General features: G+C 57.8%; 11 protein-coding genes and 1 pseudogene. 9 read left to right on the top strand and 3 right to left on the bottom strand.

What is annotated here, in order from left to right:
* Nucleotides 1-135: 135 nt before the first annotated feature.
* The 3 genes from HNE04_RS13590 (at nucleotide 136) to HNE04_RS13580 (ending at nucleotide 5,307) form a co-directional block, all read left to right on the top strand.
* Nucleotides 136-1,581, top strand: coding sequence for a hypothetical protein (locus tag HNE04_RS13590; RefSeq protein WP_172219745.1), 1,446 nt, complete (start codon nucleotides 136-138; stop codon nucleotides 1,579-1,581).
* 342 nt (nucleotides 1,582-1,923) lie between these two features.
* Entirely contained in the window at nucleotides 1,924-3,585 is a 1,662-nt protein-coding gene (locus HNE04_RS13585) for a DUF262 domain-containing protein (protein WP_172219743.1), read from the top strand.
* A gap of 744 nt (nucleotides 3,586-4,329) precedes the next feature.
* Nucleotides 4,330-5,307 carry a M48 family metallopeptidase gene (locus HNE04_RS13580; RefSeq protein ID WP_172219741.1) on the top strand — a complete coding sequence of 326 codons (978 nt, stop codon included), beginning with the start codon at nucleotides 4,330-4,332 and terminating at the stop codon, nucleotides 5,305-5,307.
* A gap of 722 nt (nucleotides 5,308-6,029) precedes the next feature.
* On the opposite strand, the gene HNE04_RS13575 is transcribed toward HNE04_RS13580, so the two are convergent.
* Nucleotides 6,030-6,353 carry a hypothetical protein gene (locus tag HNE04_RS13575; RefSeq protein ID WP_172219739.1) on the bottom strand — a complete coding sequence of 108 codons (324 nt, stop codon included), beginning with the start codon at nucleotides 6,351-6,353 and terminating at the stop codon, nucleotides 6,030-6,032.
* Here HNE04_RS13575 and HNE04_RS13570 point away from each other — a divergent pair.
* The 6 genes and pseudogenes from HNE04_RS13570 (at nucleotide 6,352) to HNE04_RS13545 (ending at nucleotide 14,613) form a co-directional block, all read left to right on the top strand.
* The gene (locus tag HNE04_RS13570; protein ID WP_235964997.1) at nucleotides 6,352-7,266 is read left to right on the top strand and encodes a leucine-rich repeat domain-containing protein; all 915 of its coding nucleotides are present in this window, start codon (nucleotides 6,352-6,354) and stop codon (nucleotides 7,264-7,266) included. The two genes, HNE04_RS13575 and HNE04_RS13570, sit on opposite strands and share 2 nt — an antisense overlap.
* Before the next feature lies 1 nt (nucleotide 7,267).
* Nucleotides 7,268-8,923, top strand: a complete 1,656-nt coding sequence (locus HNE04_RS13565) for an exonuclease domain-containing protein (protein WP_172219736.1) — start codon at nucleotides 7,268-7,270, stop codon at nucleotides 8,921-8,923.
* A 381-nt stretch (nucleotides 8,924-9,304) separates the two neighbouring features.
* Nucleotides 9,305-9,927, top strand: a pseudogene (locus tag HNE04_RS13560) (tyrosine-type recombinase/integrase).
* 650 nt (nucleotides 9,928-10,577) lie between these two features.
* Nucleotides 10,578-10,952, top strand: coding sequence for a hypothetical protein (locus tag HNE04_RS13555; RefSeq protein WP_172219734.1), 375 nt, complete (start codon nucleotides 10,578-10,580; stop codon nucleotides 10,950-10,952).
* Nucleotides 10,953-11,005: 53 nt separating this feature from the next.
* Nucleotides 11,006-11,482, top strand: a complete 477-nt coding sequence (locus HNE04_RS13550) for a hypothetical protein (RefSeq protein WP_172219732.1) — start codon at nucleotides 11,006-11,008, stop codon at nucleotides 11,480-11,482.
* Nucleotides 11,479-14,613, top strand: coding sequence for a CARDB domain-containing protein (locus HNE04_RS13545; protein ID WP_172219729.1), 3,135 nt, complete (start codon nucleotides 11,479-11,481; stop codon nucleotides 14,611-14,613). Before HNE04_RS13550 ends, HNE04_RS13545 begins: the two co-directional genes overlap by 4 nt.
* 369 nt (nucleotides 14,614-14,982) lie before the next feature.
* Here the strand turns inward: HNE04_RS13545 and HNE04_RS13540 are convergent, their stop codons facing one another.
* On the bottom strand, nucleotides 14,983-15,669 hold the full coding sequence (locus HNE04_RS13540; protein WP_172219726.1) for a hypothetical protein: 687 nt from the start codon (nucleotides 15,667-15,669) through the stop codon (nucleotides 14,983-14,985).
* 1,216 nt (nucleotides 15,670-16,885) lie between these two features.
* Nucleotides 16,886-17,142 (bottom strand): transposase domain-containing protein (locus HNE04_RS13535; RefSeq protein WP_172219723.1); only part of this gene is annotated, 257 nt, incomplete at its 5' end.

Genomic DNA, 17,142 nt, shown 5'->3' with positions numbered 1-17,142 from the left:
CGCGCATCCCTGCATGTCGGGACCGCATTTTGAGCGATATTCACCCGCAAGGTTCGGCGCAGCGCTGCCGACGCACTGAAGCTAACGAAGCTCGGCTGTATTCAGATAGACTCACGAAAACCTCTCAAGTGAGCAGTGTCTACACCGATCTCCTATTGGTTTCTCGCCAAGCCAACACTACCGCCGTTTTCGGTACATGGCGGTGTCACCCCCAAAGAGTACATCGAAACACACTTTTCCAAAGACACAAGTCATCGTCTCTACGGTGCGGGAACGCTTCCACATTCAACTGTTATCACGCGAGCTGACCTGGTGGCGGCTGGTCTGTCCGCTGGCTATGGAAAAGAACTGTCATGGAGCCGAACCTACACCGCACCGGTAAGCAGTAGAGCGCCGTTGTACGACTATCTCCGCCGAAAGCTCGAAGCGGTGCTGGCCTGCGTCGAGATCAGCTCAGGCAAGATCCGGCCTCGAGAATTCTGGGGAAATGTCGAGCCGACAGAGAAAGCTGGCGTGTCATTTAATCTTGGTTCATTGGGCGCTGCTTTGGCCGCTGACCGGTGGATGCACGGTGCAGGGCATACCGTTACTCGGTTCCTACACACGCGGCTCTTCATAGATGCTGCTATTGTCAAGAAACCGATTGCGCTCTCCGCTATAGGCGATAAGTTTCCAGACTACCTAGTTCAGGATAGCGGAGGAGGGTGGCATGTGTTCGAAGCAAAAGGTGGGGATGCTGGTAGTCGGTGGAGGCAGCTCGCGCAGGGGCTTCAACAAGTTGCCCAAGTCACTAGCGTGGGCGAAGTCGGGAAAGCCGCGTCGCCTTGCAGTGCGGTCTGTGTTCAGACGCTTGTAAAGAGAGCAGGGGATGTGGAGTTCACATTAATTGATCCTCCACCCCAAGAAGAAGATGGCGAACCGCCAAAGACAGAGCCTCCGGTGGAGATTCACCTTGTGCCAGAGCTGGCAGATCTGCTCCTGACACTTGAGGCCATCGATTGGTTCGCCTGTTTTAGCGATCCGGTTCAGCTCCGGACCGCAGATTCTGAGATGGTGACCTCGACTTTGCTTGGCTTCAGAGTCGCAGAAAGCGTGGCCTTCGGGGGTGTGCAGCTAGCGATACCTGAAGAATTTTTCACCCTCGCTCCGAAAGCGAGAGCCGCTTTGCATGTTATCGAGCGTTTCCGGGCCGCTGCTCGCGTGGCATTTGAGACGAGTGATCACAGCCCAACTCCGGCGGAACTCACTCGATCTGCGCGCGCTATTGTGCGGCAGCAAAAGGTATCTCCTGGCTTGGAAGCGGACCTTCGGGTTGTTGAACTCGGAAATGAGGCGCTTCTAGCAGCGATAGATGACTCTGAATTTGAGGAGGACTTCGACCTTTGGCAGTCTCGGGTCCTAAAGCGAGTAGCCGCAGCTGCAGACTTGGGTGGTCTGTCCGCACGCCTCACCGAGGCTAAAACAAAGGCTTTGCAGCGCTTGGATTCGATTCGGAAGGCGAATAGTGCGCCCGGGAGCAACGAGGCCGCGGTAAGTGCAGGCGGTCTGCTCGTCCTGTTTCCCGCAATCGCTCAAACATGACGCACGCGTGCCGATACGATGGTGCTATCAGTGGGCAGGTGCCGGTGCCGCAGCTACGAACACCAGCGGACTCTTAGTCCGGCGGCCGATTGAGGCTAGCTGCCGCTTCGCTGCCTAAAGGGGAAAGTCGATGGTTGCGTGAGCGGGCAGCCTGAATAGGCGGATCTTCCGGCGGTCAGGTCTTCGCGCCCTTGGCGACATAAGCTCGCTCTTGACCTACCTGGTCAGTGGGCGCGAGAATGCGCGGCCAAGGCTGAGTTGTCGTGGTCTTTTTTGCCGGTAAATGCCACCGCGGATTCCCGGCCGAATCGCATTGCTTCCCGCGATTTAGTTGGCAATCTAATGAGGCTGCACAAGTTTCACGAGTACAAGGTCTCTCAACTGCGCCGCTTGCTTGACGACGGTCAGTTTGCGGTTCCTCGGCTCCAGCGCGTCTTTGTCTGGAATGGGCAGAAGGCCGCGAAACTGCTTGACAGTGTTTATCGAGGAATGCCGATCGGAGCCCTCACCGTCTGGGATACTTCCAAGAAGAACCGCGACCTGCTGCGCAAAGACAGTAAGGTTCTCCCTGAATTCCGTGAGCACAACGAAAGAGTCTGGTTTCTCTTGGACGGCCAGCAGCGGCTATCGGTCCTTTATCGTGTTCAGTTCGGGGGGAAAGTTGAGAACGCACGTCACCAACAGGTCGACTTCGAGCACCTGGTGTTTCGCGTCACGGATGGGGAAGGGGACGAGAATCGCTTCGCATATCGCCGGCCCGTCGAGCGGGAATGGGTTGCATTGAGCGATGTACTTGCGGGCAACTGGCGCATACGTCTGCGTACCTTATCCCAGGGGCAGTTAAATCGCGCAGCTCGTTGCAGGGAGAGCTTACTTTCATACCGTGTCCCCTTGCTTCGCGTAGAAACGGAGAGCCTCGACGACGCACGGGAACTGTTCGTCCGGATAAATTCGGCAGGAACACCGATTTCAGCGGCCGACAGAGCTTTCGCGCGTGCCGCTAAATTCGACCTACGCGAACACGCTGAACATCTGTGGTCTATGCTTCGTGCTGATTTTCGCGGGCTTACTCATGAGGCACTTCTTCAAACGCTCGCCTTATTGGAGGGATTAGACGATGTCGGTGCTAGCGCAATGGAGCGGGTCGCAGCTCGCTGGGAGGAGCGCATCGATCAGCGCGGGCAGGACGAGATCGTGCGATTCACGAAGGTCTGGCGCGGCCAGGAGCAAGCCACCCTTCGTGCCATAGATCTGCTGAAAAGCAAGTTCTCCGTACTGGATGATGGCCTACTGCCGTCCCAATATATGGTTTCGACACTGTCCGTCTTCTTCGTGCATCGGCCAAAACAACCCACCCCGGAGCAGTTAGCGGAGATTCGAAAGTGGTTTTGGGCAACAGCTTTGGGACAGCGCTACTCCGGGACTGGATACCGGCATAACATCGTCGATGATGCTCAGTTCTTTGCCGAGCTTGCTCAAGGGACGCGCAGGCGGTTTCAAATGGGAGAGCTGATCGAGGCCAGCGACCTCAGGCGCGCGACTTACGGGCGCCGCTCATCCATAGCCGATGCTTTCTATTGCTTACTGATCTCGCGGCGACCGCAGCACCTCGCCAATGGCACGGATATGCAGGTCTCGGAGTTCGCAAGTATTGCGAACAGGCGGCACAAACATCACGTATTCCCACGGCAGTTCCTGATCCGCGAGAAGGGCGTCAGTAAGCGCGCGATGAACAGCATCCTGAATCTTTGCCTCATACCAGCCGATGAAAATTCTGCGTTTGGGTCAAAACCTCCGCGGAAGTATCTGGAGGCTTACCAGAAAACACGACATTTTTCCCGAGTGATGGGGCGGCATCTGCTGCCGCATGAGAAAACTTCAGGCCTGTGGGATCTGAACTCGTCGAAAGGATATGTGCGTTTCTTGAAGGAGCGAGAGACTCTGGTATGCGACGCATTTGAGCACGCGGCGGGAGTGCCGTTGTTTCGGCACACCGTAGGTTAAGACGGGCGGATTGCGAGTCCGTGGACATCTTTCATGGGGTCCTGCGTCGCTCCATCGACGTGCGTCAATGGAGCGACGCAGGACAGCGGAAAGCACCGTTCCGCTACCATGGCGTTAAGACGGATGTTGGCTTGGAGAACTTTTCATGCAGACGAAGGACAAGATCCATGTGCTTCTCCACGTGTGCTGTGACGAACTCTTGGCGTACATAAGGGAGCGCGAGCCCTTGCACAAAGACCGCTGGGTCCCCGCTGCAGAGATCAAGACGAATTTGGATCTCAACTTGCCTGCGGTTCCGAGAAGTGGAACACAGCATGGCGCCCAGGGCTGGCTCTTTGCGACTCTGGCCAGAATGCTCGAGGACGATGGTCGTCTCGAGTGCAAGTTGGAAGGCAATCGCGCCTTCTGCCGAGCGGTCGAGAAGGGACCTTCAACTCCACTTGTCGCTTAGCCCCGCATTCACGCAGTTCAACGATAAACAGGACCTGCGGATCGATACTCCGCTGGCTATGGCTGCTTCCGACCCAAGAGCGGAAGAGCGCAAGTGCGGCTCGTACGGGCCCCGATTTGCTTGATTGCAACCAGGGACTCCAAAAGAGTTGTGGTGCTTTCAAGCTCATCCGCAAGGGGTGTGATGAAGAGCGGTCGAACGGGGTACCCCCCAGGAGGAATACGGGATAGAGATCCCATAGACGCCCGCCGCCGCCACAAGGAATACTGCCATAGCCACTCTTGGAGAACGACATGGTCAAACGCGCGCTTGCCGGTACTGTCGCGCTGGTCCTTCTCGCCGGGTGTGCTACGAGCACCGCGCCAGGCGCCGTAGGTGTCAGCCGAACTCAGCTCCTCATGATGCCATCTGCGCAAATCGAACAACAGGCAGCGTTGGGTTATCGGCAGATCTCCTCGGCGGCAATGAAGGCCGGCACGCTGAACCAGGATTCGACGGTAACTGAACGGGTCCGCGTGATTGCCAAGCGGCTGATCAAGGAGGTGACTATCTACCGGCCAGAGGCCAAATCGTGGCAGTGGGAGATTAACGTTTTCACGTCGCCCAAGATCAACGCTACCTGTATGCCGGGCGGAAAAATAGCGATATTCACCGGGCTCATCGACAAGCTGCAGGCTACGGACAACGAGCTTGCGGCCGTCATAGGCCATGAGATTGCGCATGCGCTAAGGGAGCACACCCGCGAGAAGGTGTCCAACGCATTCATGGCGGACAGCATGGTGAAGGGAATTGCGCAGTCGGGCTCCAGGAACGCAGGCTTAGCGGGTGGACTCGCGGGAATCGGCGCCACCCTGTTTTTTCAGCTTCCGTTTTCGCGCGAGATGGAAAGCGAAGCAGACATTATGGGATTGGAGCTCATGGCGCGAGCAGGTTACGACCCCGAGGCCGCGCTGACCTTCTGGCAAAAAATGCAAACCGTCGAAAAGGATACAGGCAAGACGGATTTCTTCCATACGCACCCCAGTAGCGACAACCGGATAAGCAGCATCAAAGCCGCGATGCCCAAGGTCCTTCCCCTATATACCGCCAAGCTGTACTCAAATGGCAAATCGGACTTGACCACCGGAATACCTGCCAACCAGCCAACAGCATCGCAAGCTGCCTCGTTCCAGTCGCCGACGTTCGCAACACCAGCGGCGCCGACACCGCGGGCATTTCGTCCAGCGTCCTGCGACTTGCCCAACGTTAAACAAGGGGTGGGAGCCTGCTGAATTCCTTCTGATATCTTGGAGCGGGCAGCCGGGGTTCAGATGGTCTGCTATGGGGTCGGAAGCGGACTCCGCGACCGGCGGATTGATAGTCCGGCCGTTACGCGCACTAGGTCCAATCAGAAAGCTGTACAAGGCTGACGACATGGCCACAAATCAAGTATCCTGCAGCGCCTGCATTCGACCCTTTGCGGCCGTACGCACCCTCAAATTCGACGCCCGAAAGCCGACCATCGCCGACGCGCTTTAGGGGTAGCAGGTCGACTTCGGCTCGGCGATGCCTGCGACCCGCATGCATGCCCGCACGAACTCCGGCGTGCCGACCGGCATGCACACGCCGGCGTCTAGCTCACCGGCGTGGCAGTCGACGGCGGCGGCCGGTGCGCGCAGCAGATCTGTGATGCCTTCATGCGTTCACACGTCAGCCCATCCACCGGAACGCCTCGCGGCGCTGGCTTGGGCTATGTTATGGCCATGGGTATGTTGGATTTCTGCTATTTCTTTCCCAATGACTTGAGCGGCCGAATGGAAGCGCACACGGTTTATGACATCGTGTCGAACAACCCAGCATTCCAATTCGCCTCGTGCGAGGATTGGGGAAACTCAATTTGCTTAACCGTTAGAAGTGACGAAAAGGATGCGATATTGCGGCTGTTGATCATGGGGAGATCCCCAGACGAACAATGGCCACCTTAGTTTATCCATTCGTGACAGTATGAAGTTGCTCACCGGTTCGGGATCTTCCAACTGGCCGCCATCTGGCAACCTCGGGTGTCAGCGACGGACAGCAGCGCCGTATCCATGGCATGCCGCGTCAGCGACACCCCGGCTTGTGTTGTCGTGTTCACGAGGAAGGTGGCGATGGCGTTGTGGCTCGCCGATGGTGCCCGAGTTACGATAAGTGAATCACGTCCTGCCGCCGGTCTTGCGAATCGCTCGTACATTCGAAGTTCATTGATGACTGAAGAAAATCCCAATGCGATGATCCGAGTGCCTTCTGTCGCGATCGAGAAGGTCAAATCGGGGCCTAATCGGATCTTGTACAGCATGGTCTCCGATGCGCTGGATGTGGCGCGGTCGCATGACGGGTCATTGGCTCGCGCGCGTTTCCGAATCGGAGACCATGAATTTCGTGAGCCGGACTATCGCCAGATCTTGTTGTGGTCGAAGGCGCTCGAACTGGATCCCGCGGTCATCGTCCAGCGACTTGAAAACACCTATTCGGACGTAACTAGGTGCCCAGCGTTCTTGGCGCGCGACGGTGCCATCGAGGCCTTGGGGTGGGATTTCTCGCTCTTGCCGATCCAGGAATTTGAGTGGGTGGACGGGCTGGTGATTCGATGGATTGACTTCAAGGGCGTGCCCACCGCGAGCCTCTTGCTTCGGTTGCCCCTGTTGGATCATCTTTATTGCTCGGGGATCGGGCTCACCGAACTCGACTTGTCGAACGTCCCTCTACTTTCGAGCCTCCATTGTGGCGACAACCAGCTTAGCGAACTCGACTTGTCGAGCGTCCCTCTGCTTGATGAACTCGAAGTCGACAAAAACAAGGTAACCGAACTCGATTTGTCGAACGTCCCTCTACTTTCGAGCCTCCATTGTGGCGACAACCAGCTTAGCGAACTCGATTTGTCGAATGTCCCAAAGCTTCGGCACCTCTCGTGTGGCGGCAACCAGCTTACCGAACTCGATTTGTCGAATGTCCCAAAGCTTCGGCACCTCTTTTGTGACGGCAATCAGCTATCCGAACTCACCCTGTCGCATGTGCCTCTTCTAGATTTCCTCGTGTGTCGGGACAACCAACTTACCAAGCTCGACTTGTCGAATGTCCCAGCGCTCCGAATATTTGATTGCGGTGGAAATCAGCTAGTTGAACTCGACGTTCGGGCGCAACCAGGGCTGCGAGCTTTGCGACTTGATCCGTCGGTCAAGCTAAGGAAACGTGCAACTCAGAAATTTTAAGATGAATGAGCAGCATTGGGTTCTGATTGATACCGAGACGACCGGGATGGTCGCGCCGATTTATGTGGTCGAGCTGGGCGCGCAAAAAATGCAAGGGTGGGAGCCAGTGGGCCCGGCATTTCGTCGACTGCTGAATCAGAATCAGGACATACCGTCCGAGGCATCGCGTGTCCACGGCTACACGCGCGAAATTCTCGAACGCGACGGGGAGCCGGCTACTGTCGTATATCGTGAATTCGCTGCCTACGCGGGCGGTCTTCCCATCGTTGCATTCAATCTGGAATATGACCTCGACGAAGTGCTGACACCGGAGTGGAAGCGACTGGGCATCAAACCAATTGGCCCACCTGGCTTTTGCGCGCTCCGACTCGCGCAGCGCTTGCTTGATCCCGTCCCCGCTGGTAATTGTAAATTGCAGACACTTCGCCAGTACTACCGGCTGCCCGAACGCGGGGCCCACACGGCGCTTGGCGATGTTGAAACCGTAGCCGACCTGCTGGCCAACGTGTTGCGCCCAATTGCTGAAAGTCGCCAGCTTCAATCCTGGGCTGACATCTGCACTTATGCGGAAGCAAAGTGGTTTCCCTCTCGCATTGCATTCGGAAGATTCAGAGGCAGGCATTTCCTGGACGCGCGCAACGATCAGACCTTGCATGGTTGGCTGCGTTGGCTGGCAGCTTCAAAGAGCGATCGCAGTGCCCAAATGGGGCGATGGTATTTGGAGCGGCTCGAACTCGACGACGCTCGGCACGAAGCAACTGAACCCGTCACGGCGATCACTGGTATTGGCGCGCAAGAATCCAACGGGTCGGCATTGGCCCATATGAGCGTCGTGATCTTTGTCGATCCGCATATTGAGCAATTGCGCCAACTGGTTGCGGCAGCACGGTTACGGCTGGCCGAGATTGAAGCGGGCTACATGAAAGACCGGCACGCCGTTGATATGACCCAAGCGGCAGTCTTCAAGCTGATGCGCGTTCACTATCAGACGCGGGATCGGCTGCGCCTGGTCATCGACTATCGAAGCAAGTACCTAAAAACTCTGCTGCGCGGTGGTGAGGGCGAGGCTGAGCAAGTCGCCCAGGAGTACGGCAGCGCCAAGACCCAGGCCGACTCGAACTATGCTGAAGTAGATGCTTCTGTCGGCAAGCGGAAACGACTGAGCCATGACGAAAAAAACGAACTCAAGACGCTTTGGAAAAGGCTGGTCCGCCTCTACCATCCTGACCGCTTCGCCCACCAGCCTGACAAGATCGAGACCTACAACAAACTTACCCGCGCGATCAATCAGGCGCGGGAAGATGGCGACATTGCGCGCTTGCGCGAGATCGCCAACGATCCCCACGGTTTCATTCTTCGCAAGGGCTGGGCCAGCCTCGATTTCGACGATGGTGCCGAAATCCAATCCATGCGGCGCTTACTCGATACGTTGCAAATCGAAATCCTGACCGCAATGGATTCGCTCAACGACCTCCACGAAAGCCCAGAGTTTGAGCTGCACCAGCTCTGTGCGCGCAAACCGAGTTTGTTGGATGAGATTGCTGCGGAACAAGCCAAGGCGATCGCCGCAGAAATAGCCCAACTTGAATCGCAGGCAGCCCAATTGCAATCGGAGATTTCCGATCTGGTAGGCCACAGTGAGGGGCGAATCGCGTAGGAAGTTGAAGTCGGCGTTTGGATTGCTGCGCGTCAGATGCCGACCTTCGGTTGAGCCAACCGGATTGCCCGCAAGGCGCGTCGTATCAGGAATTTCGACCTCGCCCGGTGGCGCACAGGAGCGGCGGCAGAGTGGCTTAATTCTGGGGCGGCTCCAACAACTGAGTGGTCAGTTTGACGTTTGATTATGATGCGGAATTTTTCGCTGCTCGAGGAGCCGACGATCATGAATACCCGCTTGTGGCCGGGGTGCCACCCACGGTGTGGAGTACCTTTGCAACCATGTGGATCTGCGGGTTCGCCAAGGTCGATGCGTCGCATTGACGGGTTGCGAAAATGGCGGCGCAAGCCGCGCCGCCTTCTTCAGTGGAAGGAGCCCATCGTGGAAACCATCAACACAACCAAGCACCGCGAGCCCTGGAACAAGGGCAAGCTGGTAGGACAGAAAGCGCCGCTGCGTCCCAAGGACATCTGGGCGATCCGAGTTCGATTGCAATTGCAGCAACGTGTGCGAGAACTGGCGCTGTTCAACTTGGGCCTGGACAGCAAACTGAGGGGCTGCGATTTGGTTGCCCTTCGGGTGCGCGACATCAGCCACGGTGAGCGCGTAGCCTCACGGGCCATCGTGATGCAACGAAAGACGCAGCGGCCTGTTCAATTCGAGATCACGCAGGCAACTCGCGATTCAGTGGAGGCTTGGATTCGAGCTGCCAACCTCCGCCCAGAGGATTTCCTGTTCCCGAGCCGCATTCACCACTCGCCGCATATTGGAACTAGGCAATATGCTCGTGTCCTGCACGGATGGATCCAGGAGATCGGGCTCGACCCTATCGGATTCGGAACGCATTCCATCCGGCGGACCAAGGCCTCACTGATCTACAGGCGCACCAAGAACTTGCGGCAGTGCAGCTGCTGCTAGGGCATTCGAAGCTTGAGAGCACCGTGCGATACCTTGGCATCGACGTCGACGATGCGATTGAACTCGCCGAGCAGACTGAAATCTGACTCGTGATGAGCCAAAGCGCTTGCCTTGCCGACGAGCGCTGCCGACCCTCAGCAGCCGGCCGACTGGAGAAGGTCGCCGGCGCAAACCGCTCCATCGGAGCGGCTGCGAATTGGTCGACCGGCGCGTAAACGTGAAAGTAACCAGCGCATAAGGACAGGTGGCCGCGCAGCGGCCAGACGGCCCAGCGCGTCCGTGCTGATTGACATTTTCGACAGACTTCCGCGGAGGTAGCACTCCGAACGCAAGAAACCTTGTGGCCTCGAAGCAAGGCACCGCGTGGAGTTTCGCAATCAAATCGCATGAGCTCTTCAGCAATGCATTCCGGGCAGCGTCCGAGGTTTCCTTAGAGCGACCAATCGGCGTGTGAATTGTCGGTGCGTGAAAGGACAGATTGAACCGGACTTCACCGACCGACTTCCTCAGCTCATGCAACGGCTCGATGAAGAACTTCGAAAGCAACTGCCTGTTCTTGAGAAGCAAGGAAGTGGCACGGAAATAATCGCCTCGGTGTTGATCAGCGCCCGCCGGCATGCGGGGAGGCAAGTCAAGTAACTAGCCTTGACACCTACCCGTTGCGATCTATTCTTGCTGCGACAATGTCCGTCGGATGCTGCCGCGCTCACCTACGCGACCGTGAATGGAGCAAGTCATGAAAACGCTGTTGCTGGTAGCACTGTCTGTATCGCTGGGCGCGTTTGCTCAGCCAATCCCATCGGTAAATGGATCGTTAGCCTACGAAGCCGTGTTGGTCGCCGACTTGGCAGCCGACTTGCAAGAATCGACCAAACAGCTGATCAGGAACCAAATCGCCGCTCCAGGGAGGGTCGATGGCGCGGAGCCCGTAAACATGCCACCGGCGCAAACCTCTTTACCCACGGCTGCTGCAAGCGCGCCAGTATCGCAGGCTGACTGCGGTAAGGCCAGGGCAAGCAGTAAGAAGATGAGTAAGGAGATCGCCGTGCGTTGTGGAGCAACCGGCAGAGGTAAGGGCACCGGCTACGGCGGTGGCTGGAAAAATAGGTAAGGGCACCGCCTACGACGGCGGCGTCTCATTCCTAGATATCGGGGCAAGTCAATATGGCCTGCAAACGCGCATCGTCCTTTTGGCGTGTGGTGACGCTCACATCGGCGATGCTGTTGTCGGCATGCGGCGGAGGCGACAAGTCCGTGACTTCGGCGCTCGTCATAAATGGAATCGCTGTGCCGCCGGAGCCGGATAAAGCCTTGAATCAGGCGACCGTCGCTGGTGTCGATTCGAATGGCAATGGCGTACGCGACGATGTTGAACGGCTCATCGCTACGCAGTTTGGGACTAGCGCGCCAATCTATGCCCAGGCGATGACCCATGCAAAGACGCTCGGTGAAGCCCTCGCGTCGCCATCCCAGGAGGCCTCTCAGCGGCACATCGACGTCTTGCGCTGCATCACGGAAAGCAAGCGACTCTCAGATCTCAAATCTGTGACGCTTGCCACATTGGACACGGCTACGCGTCGTACCGCATATGCGCTCGCGTTTGCCGGAGCGGTTATCACTGATGAGGGGTGCTCAAGATGATTCGCGCAGCTTTGGCATACCTCGCTGCTGCTTTAATGGTGTTGACGTGGCACGGCAGTGTTCTGGCCCAGACCAACGTCGTGTATGTCAATGGAATTCAGAATACGCTGGAGGATGCAGCTGAGACGACGCGAATAATCGGCACCATTCTGACCACATCTGTTAACCACAATCCAAAGAAGACATTCAGCGTTACCGCGATCTGGAACCCTATTGGTTGGTACGGAGTAAAGGATGGCCTTGACCTTCAACAAGACTTGATGGAACTATTCCTGCTCAAGACCGCCGAGGAGAAATATGCGCGTGATTTCCTGAAAATCATGGGCTCCGGAAGTATTGACCAAGACGCAGCGGCGCTAGTCCACGGGTTTCTCGATGACATGACCCCCGGTAATAACTCTCTGGAGAGCGATGGGAAGATAAGTGATACAGAAATGGCGGTGACCAAGGAGGCCGCAAACCAACTGCTCAAACGTATTAAAAGGCTTGGGGTAGCTGTTGTCGTCGCTCATTCACAGGGAAATCTGTTGGCAAATTTGGCGTACGCTGGTCTTGCAGCTGAGTTTGGCGACGATGTCAATAGAAAACTCCGGATAGTGAACGTGGCCAACACGTCGGTATTTTCTGTCCACAACCTGAACTTTACCCACGCAGGAGATGCGGCACTTTTTTCCGCAGCGACTTCTCCTCTCGCGATCGCCGCCGCGGTCGCGGCGGGCGCCAACGCCGGCGCTGCAGATCAAAGCCTCGAAACCTTGCCGGGTAGATTTCGTGACTGGACCAGAACCACCCCGTTTTGTCCAGGAGATCTGGCTTGCAATTTTTCCATGTCTCCTGCCACCTTCAGTAAGCCAACATCACCGCTCGACGTGGGTGTCGTGGATCAATTCCTGCATCACAGCATTGTCGAGACATATCTATCGACTGCTACGGTGGACGTATTGAGAGACCAGGGTGTCACATTCACTCCGGGGGCGAACAGGTTTCAGGACCGGTTCGAGGATTTTCTGTATGCAGCCGCTGATTCGCTCGCTGTGCGGATCGCATCGATACAATGCTCACCGACAAACGTCGGACAGTCAATGGCGTGTACCGCAGCCGGCCAGAACTTGCCGAATGGCCTCGTTTTCAGCGCGCCAGGATGCGTGAACATTGCAGAGTCATCGGGCGGCACCTCGAACACTCGTGCGTTCACCTGCACCCCAGCTGTGGCGGGTGCCATTAGTGTGGTCATCGCGACGGATGGTGGCCGGATCCTCCTCACCCGCGAGGTTAGCGTGACGGGCTTGGCATGCCCTGCACCACAGGTGCTTCAAAACGGGGTGTGTACGCCAGGACCTGATCTGGTGGTGCAAAACCTCACCTTCGGACCCGCCAGTGTGGCGCCGGGCGGAGCCGTTCAGATAATGTTTGCAGTCACCAACGCGGGGACGACGAGCGCTAGCGCTTCGAACGCAGTGGTACGCATCAATCAGTCGACGCTCACGCCTGCCGGCACCAATTTGGCGACGATAAGTGTGCCTGCATTGGGTGCAGGTGCAAGCGTCGTTCTACCAGCTGCGTTCGTCACTGCGCCGGCAGTGCCTGGCAGCTACCGGGTGTGGGTCATTGCCGATAACAACGGCTCCAGTGGTCAGGGTGACGCCGCCATTGCGAATGACATCGTTTTGGCGGCCGGCACATTGACCGTGGCGCAGCCGGTCTCCAACTCCCCTGACCTCGTCGTCCAAAACCTCACCTTCGCACCCGGGAGCCAGGCGCCCGGAGGAGACGTTCAGATATTGTTCGCAGTCACAAACGCGGGGACTGCGAGCGCTGCCGCCTCGAACGCAGTGGTACGCATCAATCAGTCAACGACATCAGCTGCGGGTGCCAATCTTGCGACAGTAAGCGTGCCCGCGCTGGCCGCCGGCGCAAGTGTCGGCTTGCCGGCCGCGTCTGCGCCCGCGCCCACAACACCCGGCCTTTACAGGGTCTGGGTCATCGTGGACAACAACAGCACTTCAGGGCAGAGCGCCACAGCCGCAGCCAATGACGTTGTGCTGGCGAGTGGGACGTTGACCGTGACCGCCCCCGGTACAGTTTCTCCGGACTTGGTGGTGCAGACCATCAGTTTCACGCCGGGCACTGTGGTGCCCGGAGGCAGCGTGCAGGTGAACTGGACACTCACCAATCAGGGCAATGCGACGGCGGCGGCGTCAAATACTGTCGTTCGAATCAATCAGTCGGCAACCTCTGCGGCAGGAGGCAACTTGGCCACGGTGAGCGTTCCTTCGCTGGGCGCCGGGGCAAGCATCCTTGCCAATGCTGCGGTCATCGCACCGACCACGGCGGGAGCGTACCAGGTATGGGTGCTCGCAGACAGCAGTGGCACCTCCGGCCAAACTGCAGCGGGTGCGAGCAATGATGCTTTGCTCGCAAGCGGGACATTGACCGTGAGCAGCGCACCAGGTGCAGGCGCCCCAGGCGGCTTGTATGTCGGGTACTACGCCGAAGACCCGGTCACGAATCCGGAGGATCCAACGCCTGGAGCGCTCTACCTTCAATTGCCAGCCGGAAGTACCGCATTTGCTGGCGCGATGTACTTCACTTTCGCTGGCTGTCAGAGCGCCAATGTCGGCGCAATCAGTGGCACGAAGACAGATACTGCGCTGGATGGAACCTGGAGCGGTACCGTCGACGGCAGTGGGCAGTCCGGCGCGTATTCCGGGAGCTTCAATGCCAATGGTGGCTTCTTCGCTGGCACCTACACCGTCGCCGGGGGCAAGCAATTCCAGGACATTCCAGGTTGTATCCAATACTTCATTGCACCCGGCGGCACTTGGGAGATTGCGCCGGTTGGTACTAGCGTGCCGTCCACTTTCACACTTAATGGGGCAGGCACCCGGGTCAACTGGACAAGCCCTGCCGGAGCCGCCTTGACTCTGCTCAGCGTCATCGACGAAGCCGTGGCAGTTACCGGCTCACCGAATGCTGCCGTGTATCAAACCCTCATAGGGGCAGGAGCCCAGCTGTTTGACCTTTCCAGCGTGGGAGGACTCGTAATTGGACGAACCTACGTGGTGACGGTGACAGCCATGGGCGGTGGAGGGCAGCGAGTGGGCGTTGCAAGTATTCGGATGACTCGATAGTGGATGAGCGCCCAACACCACACGTCAGTGCCGGGATCCTTGTACGACTCAGACTGACTTTCCTTTCCCCGCAGGGCCACGCCTATCAAGCAAGGTGCCACCGTCGAGCCGCACCGTCTGCGCCGCCGCACCTGTCCCACTGACGAATTGCAGTGAATTGCAGTAGGCTGCCCAATGACATACACCCCAACTGCGCCCACAGCACCCCAGACGATCTTCGCAGCGTCACTCATTGCCGGGAGTTGGTCTGCTGCCATCTAGCGTTAAAAATCAACGCCCGCGCGGATTTTTGCGCAGGTCCGGTGGAATGATGGGTAGGCGTCATTGATGCTGACCTCCGATGCGGCCCCTCTGCGCTGTGCGTCGGTTCTACTGCGAGCGAGATGGTGAGCGAATCCATAGACGATCAGAAGTTTCTAGCCATTCAACGAACTTTCGTACCTCCAAGATGGCCCCATGCAGATGTTCGGCCGTGACGTTGATCTGAGGTGGCAAGAGCCATGCCGAATCGCGCGCTGCCGGCGCCGACAGAAGTTCAAGCTCCCGCTCCCCCACGAAGAACGGGCTTTGGAGCTTGCGCAAGTCCTCCTGTGAGTAGTGCGAATGATGGGTCGTTATCGTTTCAGGGTGCTGAACACGGTTGCGCGCTAGGACGATCTCTTCCAGCAGCGCGAGATTGCAGCCGCTCTCCTCAAAGCGAATGCCCAAGTAGTGCGAGAAGTACGATTTGTAACCTGCAAACCAACCTCGCTTGGAGAATGTAGGCTTCAAAACAGGCGTTACAGGCTTCCTCAACTGCTTCTCCCAAGTCTTGAAATAGACATGGAAGGAGGCTGCCAACATGGAGACGCACGATCGGCCTAGAACTTGAAGGGAGTCGTTGGCCTCAATCCACTCGGCTAAGAAAGGGGGCTCCGGGTCCTCAGAGTACTTCGGAATGAACGGCTCTTCCTCAGCCTCAATCTTGCGGATTCGCTCCAAAAACGGCGATGCGGCGTTCTCGTACAGCTGCTCTATGAATGTCAGCCGCCGCTCGAGGAAGTAGCGTACGTCCACGGATCTCCTCGACCAGTTAGGTCACTCGCACCACACTTCGCACTTTTCTCGCGTTCGAAGATTGAGCAGTGTTGCACTCGCACATGCACCATAGGGACTCCCATCCAGGAAAATGACCTCGTCATCCTCTTCCATGTTGAAGCAATATGTCTTTGCCTCGAACTTCTCACCATTGATGATGAATAGTTCATCGTTGTGGGACGTTTCGATTAGATATGTGCCGGATCTCCGGCCGGAACTCAGGCTCGGAGTTGCACGTTGAGCGGGCAACACTCGGGGTGCGGGCCTTGCTGGTGCAGTTGGCCCGGCCGAACCAGCAGCCACGGCGCGTGATTCCCGCTCAACGCAGGCCCGGAAAAGGTTCGGGCCAAGGCTCTGGGGACATGACCGCAATACCCATGAGCGTTTGTCCTGAGACAATGAATCGAGTGTAGGCATACCCGCACGGACCGCGGCAAGTTCCCGGGTGAGGCATGAGAGGGTTAGGTTCGGTCCAAGGCTCGAGGGACAGCTCCGCAAAATCCAAGCGCGGTCAGATTCCTTCAGGCCGGAAAGATCCGGAAGGCCGCGCTTCAATGCGCGTATCTCACGTTGCACACATGACGACCAAAGGGCGGGGCCTAGGCTCCTGGGACAAGATCTGTTGACCCAAGCTTGTTGCTCCTGGGGAAGTGCAGCAAGGGCACCGTCAGGCATTTGGCCATAGGTTACATATGGCGCGAAGACCAAGGACGCAAGCAGTACAAGGCGCTTGAGTGGCATCTCAGAGACCTAACGATGTCGGCGACGAAATATCCTGGCGATTCCAGGATATTTGACCGAATATCGTCGTTGGCGGCCTGCCGCTCGGACGGCACACGCCAGCGGAGAATACGCTCTGGCGAACCAAAACGTCTGTGGAATATGTCGCGCGATAAGCTGGCGCGCAGCGCTGGGCTGGCATCTCCCTCTCCTAAGTCCGCGTCACTGCGAAACTCGTCGCGATCCTACCGCTTCGTAGCAGATAAGTACACAGTGAACGAGCGCCAGGCGAGAATTGAGCTTGCCCTAAGCGGGCCTTCGTGTGGGGCCGTTCATGGCCCGCAAGCGGGCATCGAAAGTTCCGGCCCGTTGGCTGAGGAAGGGCCGTAGACGCGATGGCTCAGAGCCGTGAAACCCACGGATCGACACTCCGGCGTAAGCACGCGGTGATCCCGTCTTGACGACGGCCGCGGTATCAGATTGCCGCCGAAGCCGGCTGCCATCTGTGCGGCAGCAGTTCGTCGATGCGGCTGGCCGGTTGGGTGGGCAACCGTTCAAGGACGTCGCGCAGGTAGGCGTAGGGGTCGTGTCCATTGAGCCGCGCCGAGTGCACCAGGCTCATGATCGCCGCGGCGCGCTGGCCCGCGCGAAGCGATCCGGCGAACAGCCAGTTCTTCCTGCCTGTGGCGATGGGCCGGATCTGGTTCTCCACCCAGTTGTTGTCGGCGGGCA

The organism is Caenimonas soli (genome assembly GCF_013155545.1).
GTDB lineage: Bacteria > Pseudomonadota > Gammaproteobacteria > Burkholderiales > Burkholderiaceae_C > Ramlibacter > Ramlibacter soli.
The sequence above is the reverse complement of the archived record's forward strand: the minus strand, read 5'-3'. Positions and strand labels throughout refer to the sequence as shown.

Bases quoted from the DNA above. Each gene is read 5' to 3' on its own strand.
- HNE04_RS13585 (WP_172219743.1), top strand. From the start codon at position 1,924: ATGAGGCTGCACAAGTTTCACGAGTACAAGGTCTCTCAACTGCGCCGC.
- HNE04_RS13580 (WP_172219741.1), top strand. From the start codon at position 4,330: ATGGTCAAACGCGCGCTTGCCGGTACTGTCGCGCTGGTCCTTCTCGCC.
- HNE04_RS13570 (WP_235964997.1), top strand. From the start codon at position 6,352: ATGGTCTCCGATGCGCTGGATGTGGCGCGGTCGCATGACGGGTCATTG.
- HNE04_RS13575 (WP_172219739.1), bottom strand. From the start codon at position 6,353: ATGCTGTACAAGATCCGATTAGGCCCCGATTTGACCTTCTCGATCGCG.
- HNE04_RS13565 (WP_172219736.1), top strand. From the start codon at position 7,268: ATGAATGAGCAGCATTGGGTTCTGATTGATACCGAGACGACCGGGATG.
- HNE04_RS13555 (WP_172219734.1), top strand. From the start codon at position 10,578: ATGAAAACGCTGTTGCTGGTAGCACTGTCTGTATCGCTGGGCGCGTTT.
- HNE04_RS13550 (WP_172219732.1), top strand. From the start codon at position 11,006: ATGGCCTGCAAACGCGCATCGTCCTTTTGGCGTGTGGTGACGCTCACA.
- HNE04_RS13545 (WP_172219729.1), top strand. From the start codon at position 11,479: ATGATTCGCGCAGCTTTGGCATACCTCGCTGCTGCTTTAATGGTGTTG.